Below are 15,635 nucleotides of genomic sequence, written 5' to 3' on the forward strand. Positions count from 1 at the left end.
ATAAAGAAAAAGTAGTGAGTACTCTCTCCCGTCGGAGATTTCTTCACTACTAATCTTAGTATGTTTGTCTAGGAAAATGGATAAAACTATGATATAATAAAGAGTAATACCGTGAAAGAGCTAAATTTTAAAACATGAAAAAAATTGTAATTAATGGTGGTCGCCCTTTAAAAGGAGAGGTGACTATTAATGGTGCTAAAAATAGTGTTGTGGCCCTTATCCCAGCTATTATTTTAGCTGATAATGTTGTTACTTTAGATGGTGTGCCGGCGATTTCGGATGTTGATAGCCTTATCGAAATCATGGAAATCATGGGAGCGACTGTCAAGCAGTCTGGCGATTGCTTGGAGGTTGATCCTAGAAACATCAAGAATATGCCGATGCCATCTGGTAAAATCAATAGTTTACGAGCATCTTACTATTTCTATGGAAGTTTGCTAGGGCGTTTTGGAGAAGCGACAGTTGGTCTTCCTGGAGGCTGTGACCTTGGTCCTCGTCCGATTGATCTCCATCTCAAAGCTTTTGAAGCGATGGGAGCTCACATGACCATGGAAGGCAATTACATGAAATTGTCAACAGGTGGTAAATGTTTGGCTGGAGCTAGTATTTACATGGATACCGTTAGTGTCGGTGCTACGATTAATACGATGTTGGCAGCAGTCAAGGCTGAGGGGCGTACGGTGATTGAAAATGCGGCACGTGAGCCAGAAATCATCGATGTAGCTACGCTGCTTAATAATATGGGAGCTCATATTCGTGGGGCTGGGACTGACATCATCACGATTGAAGGTGTAGATAGCCTTCATGGCACGCGTCATCAGGTTATTCCGGATCGGATTGAAGCTGGGACCTATATTTCCTTAGCGGCAGCAATTGGACAAGGTGTCCAGATCAATAATGTCCTTTATGAACATTTGGAAAGTTTCATTGCTAAGCTAGAGGAAATGGGTGTGCGCATGACCATTTCAGAGGATAGCATCTTTGTAGAAGGGCAGAAGGCTTTAAAGGCTATTAACATCAAGACTTCGCCTTATCCTGGTTTTGCCACTGATTTGCAGCAACCGATCACTCCGCTCTTGTTGACCGCTCATGGTCATGGAAAAATCGTTGACACCATCTATGAGAAACGGGTCAATCATGTCGCTGAATTGGCAAAAATGGCTGGTAAAATCTCAACCGCTAGCAATCAAATCGTCTATGAAGGACCAAATCAACTGCAAGGTGCTTCTGTGAAAGCAACGGACCTGCGTGCAGGTGCAGCCTTGGTGATTGCTGGTCTGATGGCTCAAGGCCGAACAGAGATTACCAATATTGAATTTATTTTACGCGGTTATTCCAATATTATTGAAAAATTAAGAAGTCTGGGTGCTGACATCCAGCTCATCGAAGAATAAGCGTTCATCGCTTATTTTTTATAGAGGAAGCATATGAATTTGTGGACACAGTTAGCAACTTTTTCTTTTATTGAAACGGAGCATTCGTTTTTACGGCCGATTCTTTTTGGAGATGCAGAATCCCTTTATAAAATTGCTTCCAATCCGGATAATACCGAGTTTATTTTTCCGACTGAAAGTAGCTTGCAGGAAAGCGAATATGTTATCGCCAATTATTTTATGAAAAATCCTTTGGGAATTTGGGCAATTTGTGATAAGAAAACGAATGAAATGATTGGTTCCATTAAATTTGAGAAAATGGATGAGATAAAAAAAGAAGCGGAGCTAGGATATTTTTTGAGGAAGGACTATTGGGGACAAGGCTTGATGACTGAAGTTGTCCGTGAATTGGTTTTTCTTTCCTTTATAAAATTCGACTTTAAGCGTCTAACAATCATCACGCATGAGGAGAATCTAGCTAGTCAAAAAGTTGCACAGAAAGCTGGTTTTAAGCTCTTCCGTCAGTTTAAGGGGAGCGATCGCTACACGAGAAGGATGCGAGATTATACCGAATATCGCTACGAAAAAGGAGATTTCAATGAGTAAACACCAGGAAATTTTAGCTTATCTTGAAAATCTTCCAATTGGCAAGCGGGTCAGCGTTCGGAGTATTTCAAATTACTTGGGTGTCAGCGACGGAACTGCCTACCGAGCGATCAAGGAAGCTGAAAATAGAGGAATTGTCGAGACCAGACCCAGAAGTGGGACTATCCGAGTCAAGTCGAAAAAAGTTGTTTTAGAGCATCTGACCTACAAGGAAATTGCGGATATTACTGGCTCAGAGGTACTTGCCGGTGAAAAAGGACTAGAAAAAGAATTTAACAAGTTCTCCATCGGAGCGATGACCGAGCAAAATATCCTACGTTACTTAAATGAAGGCGGTCTTCTGATTGTCGGGGATCGGACGCAGATTCAGATTTTGGCTCTTGAAAATGAGAATGCCGTGCTGGTAACGGGAGGTTTTGAAGTCGATCCAGAGGTTTTAAAACTGGCCAATCGTATTGAAATACCCGTCCTAAGAACCAAGCACGATACCTATACCGTGGCGACCATGATTAACCGTGCCCTGTCCAATATCCAGATTAAAACAGATATTTTAACAGTAGAGCAGGTTTATAGGGCTAGTCACGAATATGGTTTCTTGCATGACACAGATACCGTTCGTGACTATCTGGACTTGGTTCGTCGTAACCGCACCAGTCGTTTTCCAGTCATCAATCAACATCAAATGTTGGTTGGTGTCGTGACCATGCGGGATGCGGGAGATAAATCTCCTTTGACCACCTTGGATAAGGTTATGACTCGCAAGATCTTCATGACTGGTCTTTCAGCAAATATTGCCAATATCAGTCAGCGCATGATTGCAGAAGATTTTGAGATGATTCCGGTAGTGCGTGGCAATCAGACTCTCCTTGGAGTGATTACACGTCGGGATATTATGGAAAAAATGAGCCGCTCACAGATTTCCAGTCTACCGACCTTCAGTGAGCAGGTGGGCCAGAAGCTTCATCGCCAAGAGGATATTTTTTCTTTCACTGTCGAGCCTTTCATGCTGGAGCAAAATAGAGTCTTGGCTAATGGCGTCTTGACGGAAATTATCACTCGGATTACGCAGCAGTTGATGACGACGAATAGCCAGAGCTTAATCGTCGATCAGATGATGATGCATTTCTTTCAGGCAGTTCAGATTGATGATGTCCTGCAGATTCGGCCACGTATTATTCATCAAACGCGGCGGACAGCAGTGATTGACTATGATATCTACTTAGATTCGCTCATCGTTGCCAAAGCAACGATTACTGTAAAAATTACTTAGTAAAGAGGTTAATAATGATTACTATAAAATCACAACGTGAAATTGATTTAATGGACAAGAGCGGAGATTTCTTAGCTTCTGTTCATATCGGTCTGAGAGAATTGATCAAGCCAGGTATTGACATGTGGGACATTGAAGAATATGTCCGCAAGCGTTGTAAAGAAGACAATGCTTTGCCTCTTCAGATTGGCGTAGAGGGTAGCGTTATGGATTATCCTTATGCGACTTGTTGTTCTCTTAATAATGAGGTGGCCCATGCCTTTCCTCGCCATCAAAAATTGGTAGAAGGTGATATCATCTGTGTAGACATGGTTGTCGGTTTAGTAGACAAGGCCGAGCTGAATGTCTCTAAGTTGGATTTTGATAATGTTGAGCAGATGAAGCAATACACAGAAAACTTCCGTGGCGGTGTCGCAGATTCTTGCTGGGCTTATGCAGTTGGTCAGATTAGTCCAGAAGCGCAGCAGCTCATGGATGTGACCAAGGAATGTCTCTACCGAGGAATTGCAGCCGCACAAGTTGGCAATCGCATTGGAGACATTGGTGCTGCGATTCAAGAATACGCTGAAAGTCATGGCTACGGAGTGGTGCGTGATTTAGTTGGTCACGGGGTTGGCCCAACCATGCATGAAGAGCCAATGGTACCACATTATGGCCGTGCAGGACGCGGTTTGCGCCTGCGAGAGGGAATGGTTCTGACTGTCGAGCCAATGATCAATACAGGTACATGGGAAATTGACACGGACTTTGAAACAGGTTGGGCGCATAAAACCCTTGATGGCGGTCTTTCTTGCCAATATGAGCACCAATTTGTCATTACCAAAGATGGTCCTGTGATTCTAACCAGCCAGGGAGAAGAAGGGACTTATTAAGCATAGAGGGCTGGGCTTGTCCCAGTCTTTTTGAATAGGAGAGAGATGTGACAGGATTCATCAAGAAGATGAGAGAAAATGAATTTCTCAGAGCTTTTTTCCATTTTTATCAGGCATCGGAGGCAGATATTACCAGTATTGCTGTGGCCTACTATTTTCTGATTTCGATTTTTCCCTTGTTATTGATTGCGGCAAATATTCTGCCCTATTTTCAGATTCGGCCAGATGAGCTTTTAGTTGTGCTGAAAGACTTACTGCCGGAGTCATTGTATCTGACGATTGCCAAGGTTGTCCGAGATGTGCTGACCAAGCCTTCGACAGGTTTGCTGAGTATTTCTATCCTATCTGCCCTTTGGACTTTTTCCCAGAGTATGACTTTTCTGCAAAAGGCTTTTAATAAATGCTATGGTACGAAGCAAGGGCGGGGTCTTATCTGGGAGCGGATCTTTGCTTTTATCATGAGTCTAGGTTTGCAAGTCCTACTAGGCTTGTCGCTCGTTTTGACCCTATTCGGTCGAATGCTGGTTGGGATTCTTTATAATTTCTGGCAGTTTGACCGTGGCCTCTACCAGCAGTTGCTGACCATGACAGAGCCTACGATTTATCTGATGCTCTTTCTTTCGCTGATTCTGCTTTATTTTTCTTTACCCAATGTGAAAATTCCTAAAATCCGCTATGTATTACCGGGTGCGACCTTGGTTCTTGTTATCATTTATAGCCTCATGAACCTTTTTACTGTTTATATTGAAGCTTATCTAGATCGCTTTTTAGATGTGCGTTTTGTCGGCTCAGTGGTGGTTGTGATTATCATGTTTTGGTTTATCCTGATTGCCAAGGTGCTAATCGTCGGTGCTGTCCTCAATGCAAGCATCCAAAGTCGCTTCGTATCCCACTTTGAAAGCCGTAGTGGTGAGCTTATTCTGAGATTTGATGACGAAGGACAAGCAGATAAGGATACAGATGTATAATAGGTGAAAGAGGAGAATTAAAGTATAATTTATACATTTCTATTCTCCATCTGATAATAGCCTAGCCTTTCTATTAGCTGTTTAGGGGGTGTTGCAGAAGACAGATATGAGTTTCAAATTGGAATGACCAGAGGAGTAAGGGGAGCGGAAGACACTCCCCTTTTATGGTATAATGGGACAATGACATTTTTCTTTTGAATCGGTTTGATAATAATTCCAAAACAAATTCAAAAACTTACTAATAGTCTTAATCATGTTAAGGGGAGTAATTCATTAACAGACTTTCAAAAGTATTTCGAACAGAAATATGGTAAATAGGGGGATAGAAATGAAAAAAGTACTAACAATAGTTGGATCTGTCTTGCTGGGTGTTCTGCTTCTATGGGGCTATCATAGTTATCAACAATCAGAGCAGGATAAACAAGAACGGCAAAAATCAGAGCAGGCCAAGCAAGAACGCGAAAAATATGAAAATATGGGTTACTATACAGGAAAATGGGAAATTGATTCTTATGAGTTTTTAGAGGATGGCAGGGGAGTTGCCGTTCATTGGAAGTCGCTGAATCCAGAAGAAGACCGGTTGTTTGCCAAATACAATCCAGAGGTGGCTGAGAATTTTTTAGGCGTTCATGGGGCCTCCAATCAACGCTATATTGTTCGTGATTATTTCCATAATTCTACCTATAGAGGAACACAAAAATTACCTAAAGAGGATCCTGAAGTGTATTATGCCATGTCCATTTACCGAATAGGTGATCGAAAATTGGAAGGGAGTCAGCTCGATATTTATAAACTTGTAGAGGACTATAACCCTGATTATATACCTGAGAAAACTGGTGGTATTATCGAAAAGGATGGGAAAGACTATATTTCCATACAAGTATACAAACGAGGATGGAAACTATCACAGGAAAGTCAATTATGGTTGAATTTAGAAACCAAGCAAATTGATTGGGAAGATGCAAAAAAACAAAAGTATCCTGAAACCCCTTCAGTAGATTTAGGTCCTTTAAAGGACAAAATGGAAGAAATGACAGTAATGTTTGGAACAACTACTGTATTCGATAAGTTTTATCAAAATCAACTTTCTTTTCATCAGGATGTATTGAAGGGAAGTGTTTTGGAGAAAGCTCATCCTAAAGTTTATCAATTATTAAATAAGCAAGATTCACAGTTTTATCTCCTAATTGATTCTAAGATATATAACCATGAGGTTTATGGAGATGTTCCACAGTTTCTCGATTTGTATCAGCTTTTTGTCCCAGCCGATACGAATCTTTACGAAGGGCTGACGATTCCAGCCGAACTCAGTAAGGATGGTCAAGAACATTCAGTCAATACCAAAGAAGAATTTGACTTGTATTACGATATTGCCAAAGACCGCGAGCTGAACAAACAACGTCGAATATTGGTTGAAAAAGGAGAATAAGAGGACGATTCGCTCTATTTATTCAAACTTAAATAAAGGAGGATTTTTACCAAATGAAATACCTAAAGACTCTCAGCTTCCGAACTAAGGTGTTTGTGGGATTGCTTCTAGTTTCTTTGGTGGGCTATGGTGTGTATTCCTATACCTGGCCCATATATGTCCAATGGCAGAAAGACCATGAGGTATTGGTAGTTAAAACAGAGGTGGAGCGTATCGAAACCTTTGGTTCCCAGAACCGTTATGTTTATTATAAAACAAGAGACTCAGTGACTCCAGATGTTTTATCTAACCATTATGTCATGAAGACTGCCAAACTTGTTGGTAGAGAAAGTAATCAACCAGTCGAGTTATCATTCGATGTGTATGATCTCAATCATTTAGAGAATCCACCAAAGACGATTGATGTAGTCAAACTGGTTCAAAGCTATGATGAAAGTTATAAGTTAGACTTTCAGGCAAGAAGAGGCTATACTGATGGGGGAAAGGATTATATCGTTCTTTCTTTAGTGAATAAGGAGAATAAGGAAGGTAAGAAGGAGGTTGCTTTGGATGTAGATTCCGAACAGATAGTGCCAGCTCTATCTACAGATAAAGCAGAATCAAAACGAACCCCTTTTTCGTTCGATTATACCAATCTAGATAAGATAGCTACTGAATACGGCTTCATACCCACTTACCATTTAGCCTACAGTAATGATTCAAAAGTGAGAGAAGACACTAATATAAACTTTATTAGGGATTATCCTGAATATTATAAGGGCATGGAGGGAGCCGCTAATATAGTAGTTAGAAAAGGAGCCTATTATGATCCAGAAGCTATTTTCCAAGATATGCGCCATTGGTTTGCGCCGGTCGGTCAGGATAAGCTAGATGTTGTTGGGATAGATCCCAAAACAAAGGAAGAGACTCCGCTCAACAGTTACCAAGAGTATCAGGAATGGTATGAGAAACACATAAAATAGATTTGGAAGGAATCCACTAGGGTTTAGAGACTGTCAAAAGTTATTTCTGATTTTTTCAATGGTGGTCTGATTGTCTATGTAATAAAATAGTAAGCAAATATTCAACAACTCTTCAAATCTATTTTTGAAGAGTTGTTTTTATTGTATTTGCAATAAAATTCTGTTATACTATCTTCAGAAGGAGGAGATATGTCAATTTTACGTGAGATTGGAATCATTGCTCGGGCTTTGGATTCCATCGCTAATATTGAGTTTCGTGACATAGATTTGGCGCGGGGGCAGTATCTCTATCTGGTGCGGATTGCGGAGAATCCTGGGATTATTCAGGAGGAGCTGTCTGATTTGCTCAAGGTAGATCGCTCGACGGTGGCTCGATCGGTCAAGAAGCTAGAAAGTAAAGGTTTACTGGAACATCGGCCAGCTGCCAATAACCGCAAGAACAAGGAATGGTTCGTCACTGAGAAGGGGGCAACACTCTATCCTTTTATCCTAGCGGAAAACGAATATTCGGAGCAGGTTTCGTTGGAAAGTTTTTCAGAAACTGAGCGGAAAGAGTTAGAGAAGTTACTGGTTCGCGTCCGAGAGAATATTACCAAGGACTGGGAGCTGGTCAAAAAAGGCCAGAAAAGAAATTATTGAGGTAGAACATGAAAATTACAGTTGAAAATGAATTTTGGGCTTTGTTTCCAGAAGCTCAGATTAGTGTTTTAGTGGTCAAGGGACTGGATAATAGTGTGGATGAAAGCAAGGATCCTTATTTCAAATCCCTGCTGGACAAGGGCGCAAAGCGAGCTGCAGACTTTATTCCAGATGAGAATTTCACTCGGAATGAGGTAATTCAGGAGTGGCGGCAGGCTTTCAGCCAATTCAAGACCAAAAAAGGAGCGCGATCCTCTATCGAAGCCCTACTCAAGCGGGTCAGTCAGGGGCGGGAATTCAACCCAATCAATCCTTTAGTCGATATTTATAATAGTGTTTCCCTCTCTTATGCTGTTCCTTGTGGCGGTGAGGATTTGGACAAGATTGTCGGCGGTCTTTATCTAGGAAAAGCCAAGGGGGGCGAAGCATTTTTCCCACTGGGAGCTGAGGCTGATGCACCAGCTTTACCGGAGGAAATCATCTACTATGATGAAGAGGGAGCGGTCTGCCGTTGTCTTAACTGGCGAGAAGCACAACGAACCATGCTGACAGAAGGGACCAAGGACGCCATCTTGGTTATCGAGGCCATCAATGGAGAGCAGGCGGCGCGTGCTCAAGCAGCTATGACAGAACTTCAGACTCTGATTGAGGACCATTTTGGGGTTAAGGGTGATATTACCCACCTGACAGCTGAAAATCCCAGCTTGGAGGTCTAAAAATAAAAATATCTGGATCAGAAATATCTGGTCCAGATGTTTTTGTTTGGGGAAATAGGTTGTTCTATTCTTATTTTGCCTTGTTTTTAAAGACAAAAATCTTGCTGAAGACATAGTTGAGAATGATAATTAGCACTTGAGCAATCAAAGTTTCAATGGTGTTGACCATCTTAATATCGTTGTGGACGAATTGCCCGATAATCTGCGGGAAGCTAGTGACAAAGATAAAGGTTAGCAGTAAATTTAAGGCCATAGTAGCCAGGCGGGCTGTGAAAAATTTGACCAGTCGTACTGGCCAGCCCTGTCTCTTTTGCTTGAAAACGATGGTATCGTTGGTCACAAAGGCAAAGAGAATTCCCAGAATATCACCAATTATCGTAGCCAGTAGTTCGTTTTCCGTTAATTCATAGCAGAGCATTCGACTGACGACGGATACGACAGTTGTGGCCACACCAAAGAAGAGGTAGGATAGGACTTCATTGTCAAAGAATTTTTTAATCAAAGTTTTCATAAGCATAGTCTATCACATTTCTAGGATTTATGCTATACTAGTGAGGTTGTCGATTTGAAGGAGATAACTTTTCCGTCTGAGGCAACCCTTGGCGCTTAACTTCTTTCGCCAAGCATATTACACGCGCTCATGCGCTAAAGGAGAAAACATGAAACAAGAAAACTTATCAGTTCGTGATTTGACACACATTGCCATCGTTGCTGCTATTTATGTAGCCCTTACGATTACACCCCCTTTAAATGCTATAAGCTATGGTGCTTACCAGTTCAGAATTTCTGAAATGATGAACTTTATGGCCTTTTACAATCGTAAATACATTCTGGGAGTGACTATTGGCTGTATGATTGCCAATCTCTATAGCTTTGGAATCATTGATGTCTTTGTCGGTGGTTGGTCAACTCTAGTCTTCCTATCATTAGGTGTCTACCTTTTCAGTCGCTATAAGGATCAATACCTGATTAAAGATTTGCTTCGCTTGGATCATTTCTATTTTTCCATTTTCTTCTCTATTTCGATGGTGACCATCGCTGCAGAGTTACACCTCTTGCAAGGTCTGCCATTCTTCCTGACTTGGTTTACAACAGCCATTGGAGAATTTGCTTCCTTGATAGTTGGAGCTATGATTATTAACCTTATTGCTAGACAACTTGATTTGACAAGATAAAATAGACAGAGAGGCTGGGACAAAAGTCCTAGCCTCTCAATTATCTTTGGATTGTCGGGCAAGACGCAGTGGTTGAGTGGGCTCTACTACGCTGATTTCATCAGCTTTTACAGCCCTACTCAACTGTGCGGAGGTGGGACGACGAAATCGAATTCTAACGAATTACCGATTTCTGTCCCACTCTCTTTTCTCTCCTTTTGTTTTTTAGGAATAATTGGAAACAAATAGAGGAAGATTTTGTGTATTTGTGATAAAATAGAAGTATGAAAGAAAGAATGTCAGAATTAGTCAAATTGCTTAATCGATACGCCCATGAATACTATACGGCAGACAGGCCAAGTGTATCGGACAGCGAGTATGATAGACTCTATCGCGAGTTAGTGGAGTTAGAAGAAAATTACCCAACTGATATCCTGCCTGATAGCCCGACCCATCGGGTGGGTGGGAAGATTTTAGAAGGATTTGAAAAATATCCACACCAGTATCCTCTCTTTAGTTTGCAGGATGCTTTTTCACGTGAAGAGTTAATGGCTTTTGACCAGCGAATCCGCAAGGAATTTCCTCAGGTTTCCTATATTTGCGAACTCAAGATTGACGGGCTCTCTATTTCCCTGACCTATGAAAAGGGAATCTTGGTGGCAGGAGCGACTCGGGGGGATGGCTCTATCGGTGAAAATATCACGGAAAACCTCAAGCGAGTCAAGGATATTCCGCTGACCTTGAAAGAGCCGTTGGACATTACCGTTCGCGGAGAGTGCTACATGCCCAAGGCTTCTTTTGATGCGGTCAATCAGTTGCGGCAGGAGAATGGTGAACCTGAATTTGCCAATCCTCGAAATGCGGCAGCAGGAACCTTGCGGCAGTTGGACACAGCAGTTGTGGCCAAGCGCAATCTAGCAACCTTCCTCTATCAAGAAGCCAGTCCGACTCAGGCTGGCAGCCAGGAAGCAGTTTTGAACAAGCTAGCGGCTTTGGGATTCTCAGTCAATCCGATTCATTTTCTAGCGGATTCGGTTGATGGCGTTTGGGAATTTATCGAAAAGATCGCTCAGGAGCGGGATAGTCTGCCTTATGAGATCGACGGTATCGTTATCAAGGTCAATGATTTGGAGGTGCAAGAGGAGCTTGGCTTTACTGTCAAGGCACCCAAGTGGGCCATTGCTTATAAGTTTCCAGCTGAGGAAAAGGAAGCCCAGCTTCTGTCTGTTGACTGGACAGTTGGTCGGACGGGAGTTGTGACTCCAACGGCGAACTTGACGCCGGTTCAGCTGGCGGGGACGACTGTTAGCCGAGCAACCTTGCACAATGTGGATTATATTGCGGAGAAGGATATTCGTCAGAAAGACACAGTTATCGTCTATAAGGCGGGAGATATTATTCCTGCTGTCTTGCGCGTGGTAGAATCCAAGCGGGTCTCAGAAGAGGCTTTGGAAATACCAAGTCACTGTCCGAGCTGTGAGAGCGAGCTGGTGCATTTCGAGGACGAAGTGGCTCTGCGCTGCATCAACCCGCTTTGTCCAGCTCAGATCAAGGAAGGATTGATCCACTTTGCCAGCCGAGATGCCATGAATATTACTGGCCTTGGTCCAGCAGTGGTCGAAAAGGTCTTTGATAAGGACTTGGTCAAGGATGTGGCTGGAATTTACCGACTTTCTGTAGAAGATTTGCTGACCCTGGATGGCTTTAAGGAAAAATCAGCGAATAAATTGTATACTGCCATTCAAGCTTCCAAGGAAAACTCAGCAGAGAAATTGCTCTTTGGTTTGGGAATCCGTCACGTGGGAAGCAAGGCTAGTCGGATTTTGATGGAGAAATTCCACGATATGATCAAGCTGTCTCAGGCCAGTCAAGAGGAAATTTCTTCTATTGACAGCTTGGGTGCGGTTATCGCGCAGAGTCTGCATTCTTACTTTGAGCAGGAAGGCAGTCAGCTTCTCTTGCGGGAATTGCAAGAAGCTGGCGTCAACCTAGACTATCTAGGGGAGAAAGTGGCAGCTGATGCCGCTCTCGCTGGCAAAACAGTCGTATTGACCGGAAAATTACAAAAATTAACACGGAATCAAGCTAAAGAAAAATTGCTGAGCTTGGGTGCAAATGTCGCTGGAAGTGTGTCTAAAAAGACAGATTTGGTGGTAGCAGGTAGCGATGCAGGCAGCAAATTGACCAAAGCCCAAGAACTTGGAATCGAGATTCGGGACGAGGACTGGCTAGATAGCTTGTGAGGCTGAGTATGGAAAATAAGATAAAAAAAGCAAGATTGATTTATAACCCAACTTCTGGGCAGGAAATTATCAAAAGAAATATTGCCGAAGTTTTGGATGTTTTGGAAGATGTTGGCTATGAAACCAGTGCCTACCAGACGACTCCAGAGCCTTTCTCTGCTCGGCGAGAAGCTGAAAGGGCAGCCAAGGCTGGTTTTGATTTGGTCATAGCAGCTGGTGGAGATGGTACGATCAATGAAGTAGTGAATGGGGTTGCGGGTCTGGATGTGCGCCCCAAGCTGGCTTTTATCCCAACTGGTACGACCAATGATTATGCGCGTGCCTTGAAAATTCCGATGGGAGATCCGGTAGCTGCAGCTCGTATTATTGAGAAAAATCAGACGATTCAGATGGATATTGGTCGGGCTTATGGTAGCAAATACTTTATCAACATTGCGGCGGCGGGCACGCTGACAGAGCTGACTTACAGTGTCCCTAGTGAAGTCAAGACCCGTCTAGGCTATCTTGCTTATGTAGCCGAAGGAGCCAAAATGCTACCGCGCTCTAAATCCCGTAAGGTACGGATTGAGCATGACCATGGCGTTTTTGAAGGCAAGGTTTCGCTTGTCTTTGTGGCCTTGACCAATTCTATCGGAGGCTTTGAAAAACTAGCGCCAGATACCAAACTGGATGATGGAAATTTCACCTTGATTCTTGTAAAAACGGCTAAGTTGTTTGATATGCTTAGTCTCATCATACAGGCGATTAATGGTGGCCAACATGTGACAGATACCAATGTTGAATATCTGAAAACCAGCCAATTGAAGCTAGAAGTCCTAGATAAAAAAGCACCCTTTATGTTGAATCTGGATGGTGAGTACGGAGGAGATACACCAGTAGAATTGGAAGTTTTGCACAATCATCTGGAGTTTTTTGCCAATATAGATGAAATTGATGAGAGTGCTCTTTCCATAGAATAATTAGAATGAAGAGATAAATGAAAATATTAGACTATAAGGTCATTGTCCATTACCACAATCCTAAGGGAGATTACTTTTCTTATGATTTGTGGCAGTGGCGGACAAATCAGTGGGGAAAAGAAGCTTCTTTTTCCAAACTTGATTATTTTGGTATTCAGGGGGAACTGTCTTTTGAAAGTTGGGAGCCTCTCAGTCAGGCTCATGTGATTGTCAAGCGTTCAGACTGGTCCAGCCAATCTTGCGATTATCACATTGATTTATTGCCAGTTCATTTGCCGACAGAGGTTTGGTTGATTGAAGGAGATCACCAAGTCTACTATTCCTTGCAAGCGGCGACGACGAGCCACCAATATTCGCGGCGACGTCCTCATAATTTCGATGTGGCTATGCGCTCAGATTATTTTGACGAATGCTGGGGCTACCAAGGTTGGCTTGGGCATCGTCTGCAGGGGCAGGTAAATGAGTTTAAAGTTTGGGCTCCGACAGCCAAAAAAGTTGAATTGCTAGTCTATGAAACTTCCGATAATCAAGCAGCTGTTTATAAAGAATTCCCTATGGAAAAGGGGGAGATTTACTCGCACGATCATGCTAAAAATACAATCGGAGTTTGGTCGGTGGAAGTGCCAGAAGATTTGGCTGGCATGGCCTACCAATATCATGTTCACTTTGAAAACCAGCATTTTTTGACGCGCGATCCTTATACAATCGCCACCAGTCCAGATGGCAAGCGCTCAGCTATTGTTGCCGAACAGGACAAGACTGTTGCTGGTTTTAAGGTATGTCAAGGCAAGGAGGCAACTTGGCGTTTAGATAATCCAAATCAGGCGGTCATCTATGAGATGCATATCCGCGATATTAGCAAATCGCCTAGTTCTGGTGTTGCAGAACATTTGCGAGGGACTTTTTTGGGGGCATGTCAAAGCGGCACTAGAAATAGCCAGGGAGACCAGACCACTTTTGATTACATTCGCAACCTAGGTATCAATGTCGTGCAGCTCCAGCCGGTTTCTGACCGACATAAGGACTATGATGAAAATGGCCAAGTTACTTATAACTGGGGCTATGATCCGCAGAATTACAATGCACCAGAAACCAGTTTTTCCTCCAATCCAGATGATCCGGGTCAGGCTATCCGAGATTTGAAAACCATGATTCAGGCTTACCACGATGCAGGGATTTCTGTGACCTTGGATGTGGTTTACAATCATATTTATTCCACCTTTGACTCCGCCTTTCAGTCAACGGTTCCCGATTATTACTATCGGATGAATCCCAACGGTTCTTTCCAGAATGGTACAGGTGTCGGTAGCGAGACGGCCAGTGAGCATGAAATGTTCCGCAAATTCATGATTGATTCACTTCGTTACTGGGTAGAAGAATTTAATGTGGATGGCTTCCGTTTTGATTTGATGGGAATCCATGATGTCACCACCATGAATATCATCCGAGAAGAAATGGACGAAATTGATCCACGGATTTTGCTTTATGGTGAAGGTTGGGATATGGGAACAGGCCTGATGCCAGAGTACAAGGCTAAGAAAGACAATGCTTATCAACTGCCGCGAATTGGTTTCTTCAATGATACCCAGCGTGATGCAGTGAAAGGTGCTGAAGTCTACGGTGGTCTGAAAGCTGGTTATGTGAGCGGACAAGCGACTGAGGATATCATAGCCAAAGCCATTCTGGGCAGCAGTGAGTTAGGTTCCTATTTGACACCAACTCAGGTTCTTAATTATGTGGAGGCGCATGATAATTTCAACCTGCATGACTTGCTGGTTGACTTGCACCCAGATGATGATGAGGTCATTCGGACGAAAAGAATTGAGCTGGCAACAGCTATGAACTTGCTCATGCAGGGAATGGCATTTATGGAATTGGGACAAGAATTTTCCCGCACGAAACTAGTAGGAACAGGCGAAGAGGGCCAAGTCCTGCCAAGCGACCGTGACAGAGCCATGAATAGCTACAATGCTCCCGATGCAGTTAACCAAGTGAATTGGGAATTGATTAGCCAACATCAGGAGAGTATTGATTATATTAAGCAAATCATTCACCTAAAGACAAGTCAGAAGGAATTTTCTTATCAAACCTATGAAGAGATTTACAAACATGTCTTTGTAAGAGAAGCCTTTGCTGGCAGTGGTATCGTCATTTTTGAGATTAAAGATGAAAAACATTATGAAATTATTTTTAATGCAAGTGGTCTACCATATTACCTTGAAAATGCGGATCGCCTGCGCTTGGTGGTCGGCAATAGTCGTCATAAGAGGCCCTTCTATGTTGAAAATATGACCGCTTCCGTTTTTGAAGTGATTAAATAAGATTGAATAAAAATCAGAAAAGATTGAAGACAGGTTTTGTAGCTCAAGTTTTCAATCTTTTTTTGTGCTTCAAAAATAAAAACTCTCCCCAAAACATTTTCAATGCTTTAGGAAGAGTTGAGT

14 protein-coding genes and 1 riboswitch are annotated in these 15,635 nt (G+C 42.7%); of the genes, 13 read left to right on the forward strand and 1 reads right to left on the reverse strand.

What is annotated here, in order from left to right; genetic code table 11:
• Nucleotides 1-134: 134 nt before the first annotated feature.
• The 9 genes from FXF62_RS00010 to FXF62_RS00050 all read left to right on the forward strand — a co-directional run bounded on the left by FXF62_RS00010 (nucleotide 135) and on the right by FXF62_RS00050 (nucleotide 8,835).
• Complete coding sequence (locus tag FXF62_RS00010; RefSeq protein WP_149517152.1) at nucleotides 135-1,394, forward strand: UDP-N-acetylglucosamine 1-carboxyvinyltransferase; 1,260 nt, start codon at nucleotides 135-137, stop codon at nucleotides 1,392-1,394.
• A gap of 33 nt (nucleotides 1,395-1,427) precedes the next feature.
• The gene (locus tag FXF62_RS00015) at nucleotides 1,428-1,979 is read left to right on the forward strand and encodes a GNAT family N-acetyltransferase (protein ID WP_149517153.1); all 552 of its coding nucleotides are present in this window, start codon (nucleotides 1,428-1,430) and stop codon (nucleotides 1,977-1,979) included.
• Nucleotides 1,972-3,249 carry a CBS-HotDog domain-containing transcription factor SpxR gene (gene spxR, locus FXF62_RS00020; protein WP_149517154.1) on the forward strand — a complete coding sequence of 426 codons (1,278 nt, stop codon included), beginning with the start codon at nucleotides 1,972-1,974 and terminating at the stop codon, nucleotides 3,247-3,249. The genes FXF62_RS00015 and spxR overlap by 8 nt, the downstream gene beginning before the upstream one ends.
• A gap of 14 nt (nucleotides 3,250-3,263) precedes the next feature.
• Nucleotides 3,264-4,121 (forward strand): methionyl aminopeptidase, encoded by an 858-nt coding sequence (locus FXF62_RS00025; RefSeq protein ID WP_149517155.1) that lies wholly within the window; start codon nucleotides 3,264-3,266, stop codon nucleotides 4,119-4,121.
• 47 nt (nucleotides 4,122-4,168) lie between these two features.
• On the forward strand, nucleotides 4,169-5,089 hold the full coding sequence (locus FXF62_RS00030) for a YihY/virulence factor BrkB family protein (protein WP_149517156.1): 921 nt from the start codon (nucleotides 4,169-4,171) through the stop codon (nucleotides 5,087-5,089).
• Between the two features lie 328 nt (nucleotides 5,090-5,417).
• Nucleotides 5,418-6,518 (forward strand): hypothetical protein, encoded by a 1,101-nt coding sequence (locus tag FXF62_RS00035; protein WP_149517157.1) that lies wholly within the window; start codon nucleotides 5,418-5,420, stop codon nucleotides 6,516-6,518.
• A gap of 53 nt (nucleotides 6,519-6,571) precedes the next feature.
• Nucleotides 6,572-7,480, forward strand: a complete 909-nt coding sequence (locus FXF62_RS00040) for a hypothetical protein (RefSeq protein WP_149517158.1) — start codon at nucleotides 6,572-6,574, stop codon at nucleotides 7,478-7,480.
• A gap of 189 nt (nucleotides 7,481-7,669) precedes the next feature.
• The gene (locus tag FXF62_RS00045; protein ID WP_149517159.1) at nucleotides 7,670-8,119 is read left to right on the forward strand and encodes a MarR family winged helix-turn-helix transcriptional regulator; all 450 of its coding nucleotides are present in this window, start codon (nucleotides 7,670-7,672) and stop codon (nucleotides 8,117-8,119) included.
• 8 nt (nucleotides 8,120-8,127) lie between these two features.
• Nucleotides 8,128-8,835, forward strand: a complete 708-nt coding sequence (locus tag FXF62_RS00050) for a B3/B4 domain-containing protein (RefSeq protein WP_149517160.1) — start codon at nucleotides 8,128-8,130, stop codon at nucleotides 8,833-8,835.
• Between the two features lie 70 nt (nucleotides 8,836-8,905).
• Here FXF62_RS00050 and FXF62_RS00055 read toward each other — a convergent pair whose 3' ends face one another.
• Nucleotides 8,906-9,346, reverse strand: a complete 441-nt coding sequence (locus FXF62_RS00055) for a GtrA family protein (protein ID WP_149517560.1) — start codon at nucleotides 9,344-9,346, stop codon at nucleotides 8,906-8,908.
• Nucleotides 9,347-9,374: 28 nt separating this feature from the next.
• A riboswitch (PreQ1 riboswitch) is annotated at nucleotides 9,375-9,497 on the forward strand.
• Between FXF62_RS00055 and FXF62_RS00060 the strand changes: the two genes are divergently transcribed.
• The 4 genes from FXF62_RS00060 to pulA all read left to right on the forward strand — a co-directional run bounded on the left by FXF62_RS00060 (nucleotide 9,495) and on the right by pulA (nucleotide 15,512).
• Nucleotides 9,495-10,010, forward strand: coding sequence for a QueT transporter family protein (locus FXF62_RS00060; protein ID WP_149517161.1), 516 nt, complete (start codon nucleotides 9,495-9,497; stop codon nucleotides 10,008-10,010). (Overlaps the previous riboswitch by 3 nt.)
• Nucleotides 10,011-10,273: 263 nt before the next feature.
• Complete coding sequence (ligA, locus tag FXF62_RS00070; RefSeq protein WP_149517162.1) at nucleotides 10,274-12,232, forward strand: NAD-dependent DNA ligase LigA; 1,959 nt, start codon at nucleotides 10,274-10,276, stop codon at nucleotides 12,230-12,232.
• A gap of 8 nt (nucleotides 12,233-12,240) precedes the next feature.
• Nucleotides 12,241-13,191 (forward strand): diacylglycerol kinase family lipid kinase, encoded by a 951-nt coding sequence (locus tag FXF62_RS00075; RefSeq protein ID WP_149517163.1) that lies wholly within the window; start codon nucleotides 12,241-12,243, stop codon nucleotides 13,189-13,191.
• A gap of 23 nt (nucleotides 13,192-13,214) precedes the next feature.
• Nucleotides 13,215-15,512, forward strand: coding sequence for a type I pullulanase (gene pulA, locus FXF62_RS00080; protein ID WP_149517561.1), 2,298 nt, complete (start codon nucleotides 13,215-13,217; stop codon nucleotides 15,510-15,512).
• Nucleotides 15,513-15,635 lie beyond the last annotated feature (123 nt).

Origin of the sequence: Streptococcus cristatus (assembly GCF_008369405.1) — a bacterium.
Classification (GTDB): Bacteria; Bacillota; Bacilli; order Lactobacillales; family Streptococcaceae; genus Streptococcus; species Streptococcus cristatus_G.

What these genes read in the sequence shown, in the direction of transcription:
- FXF62_RS00075 (WP_149517163.1), top strand. Translation starts at nt 12,241, where the DNA reads ATGGAAAATAAGATAAAAAAAGCAAGATTGATTTATAACCCAACTTCT.
- FXF62_RS00010 (WP_149517152.1), top strand. Translation starts at nt 135, where the DNA reads ATGAAAAAAATTGTAATTAATGGTGGTCGCCCTTTAAAAGGAGAGGTG.
- ligA (WP_149517162.1), top strand. Translation starts at nt 10,274, where the DNA reads ATGAAAGAAAGAATGTCAGAATTAGTCAAATTGCTTAATCGATACGCC.
- spxR (WP_149517154.1), top strand. Translation starts at nt 1,972, where the DNA reads ATGAGTAAACACCAGGAAATTTTAGCTTATCTTGAAAATCTTCCAATT.
- FXF62_RS00055 (WP_149517560.1), bottom strand. Translation starts at nt 9,346, where the DNA reads ATGAAAACTTTGATTAAAAAATTCTTTGACAATGAAGTCCTATCCTAC.
- FXF62_RS00025 (WP_149517155.1), top strand. Translation starts at nt 3,264, where the DNA reads ATGATTACTATAAAATCACAACGTGAAATTGATTTAATGGACAAGAGC.
- FXF62_RS00035 (WP_149517157.1), top strand. Translation starts at nt 5,418, where the DNA reads ATGAAAAAAGTACTAACAATAGTTGGATCTGTCTTGCTGGGTGTTCTG.
- FXF62_RS00050 (WP_149517160.1), top strand. Translation starts at nt 8,128, where the DNA reads ATGAAAATTACAGTTGAAAATGAATTTTGGGCTTTGTTTCCAGAAGCT.
- FXF62_RS00015 (WP_149517153.1), top strand. Translation starts at nt 1,428, where the DNA reads ATGAATTTGTGGACACAGTTAGCAACTTTTTCTTTTATTGAAACGGAG.
- FXF62_RS00040 (WP_149517158.1), top strand. Translation starts at nt 6,572, where the DNA reads ATGAAATACCTAAAGACTCTCAGCTTCCGAACTAAGGTGTTTGTGGGA.
- FXF62_RS00045 (WP_149517159.1), top strand. Translation starts at nt 7,670, where the DNA reads ATGTCAATTTTACGTGAGATTGGAATCATTGCTCGGGCTTTGGATTCC.
- FXF62_RS00060 (WP_149517161.1), top strand. Translation starts at nt 9,495, where the DNA reads ATGAAACAAGAAAACTTATCAGTTCGTGATTTGACACACATTGCCATC.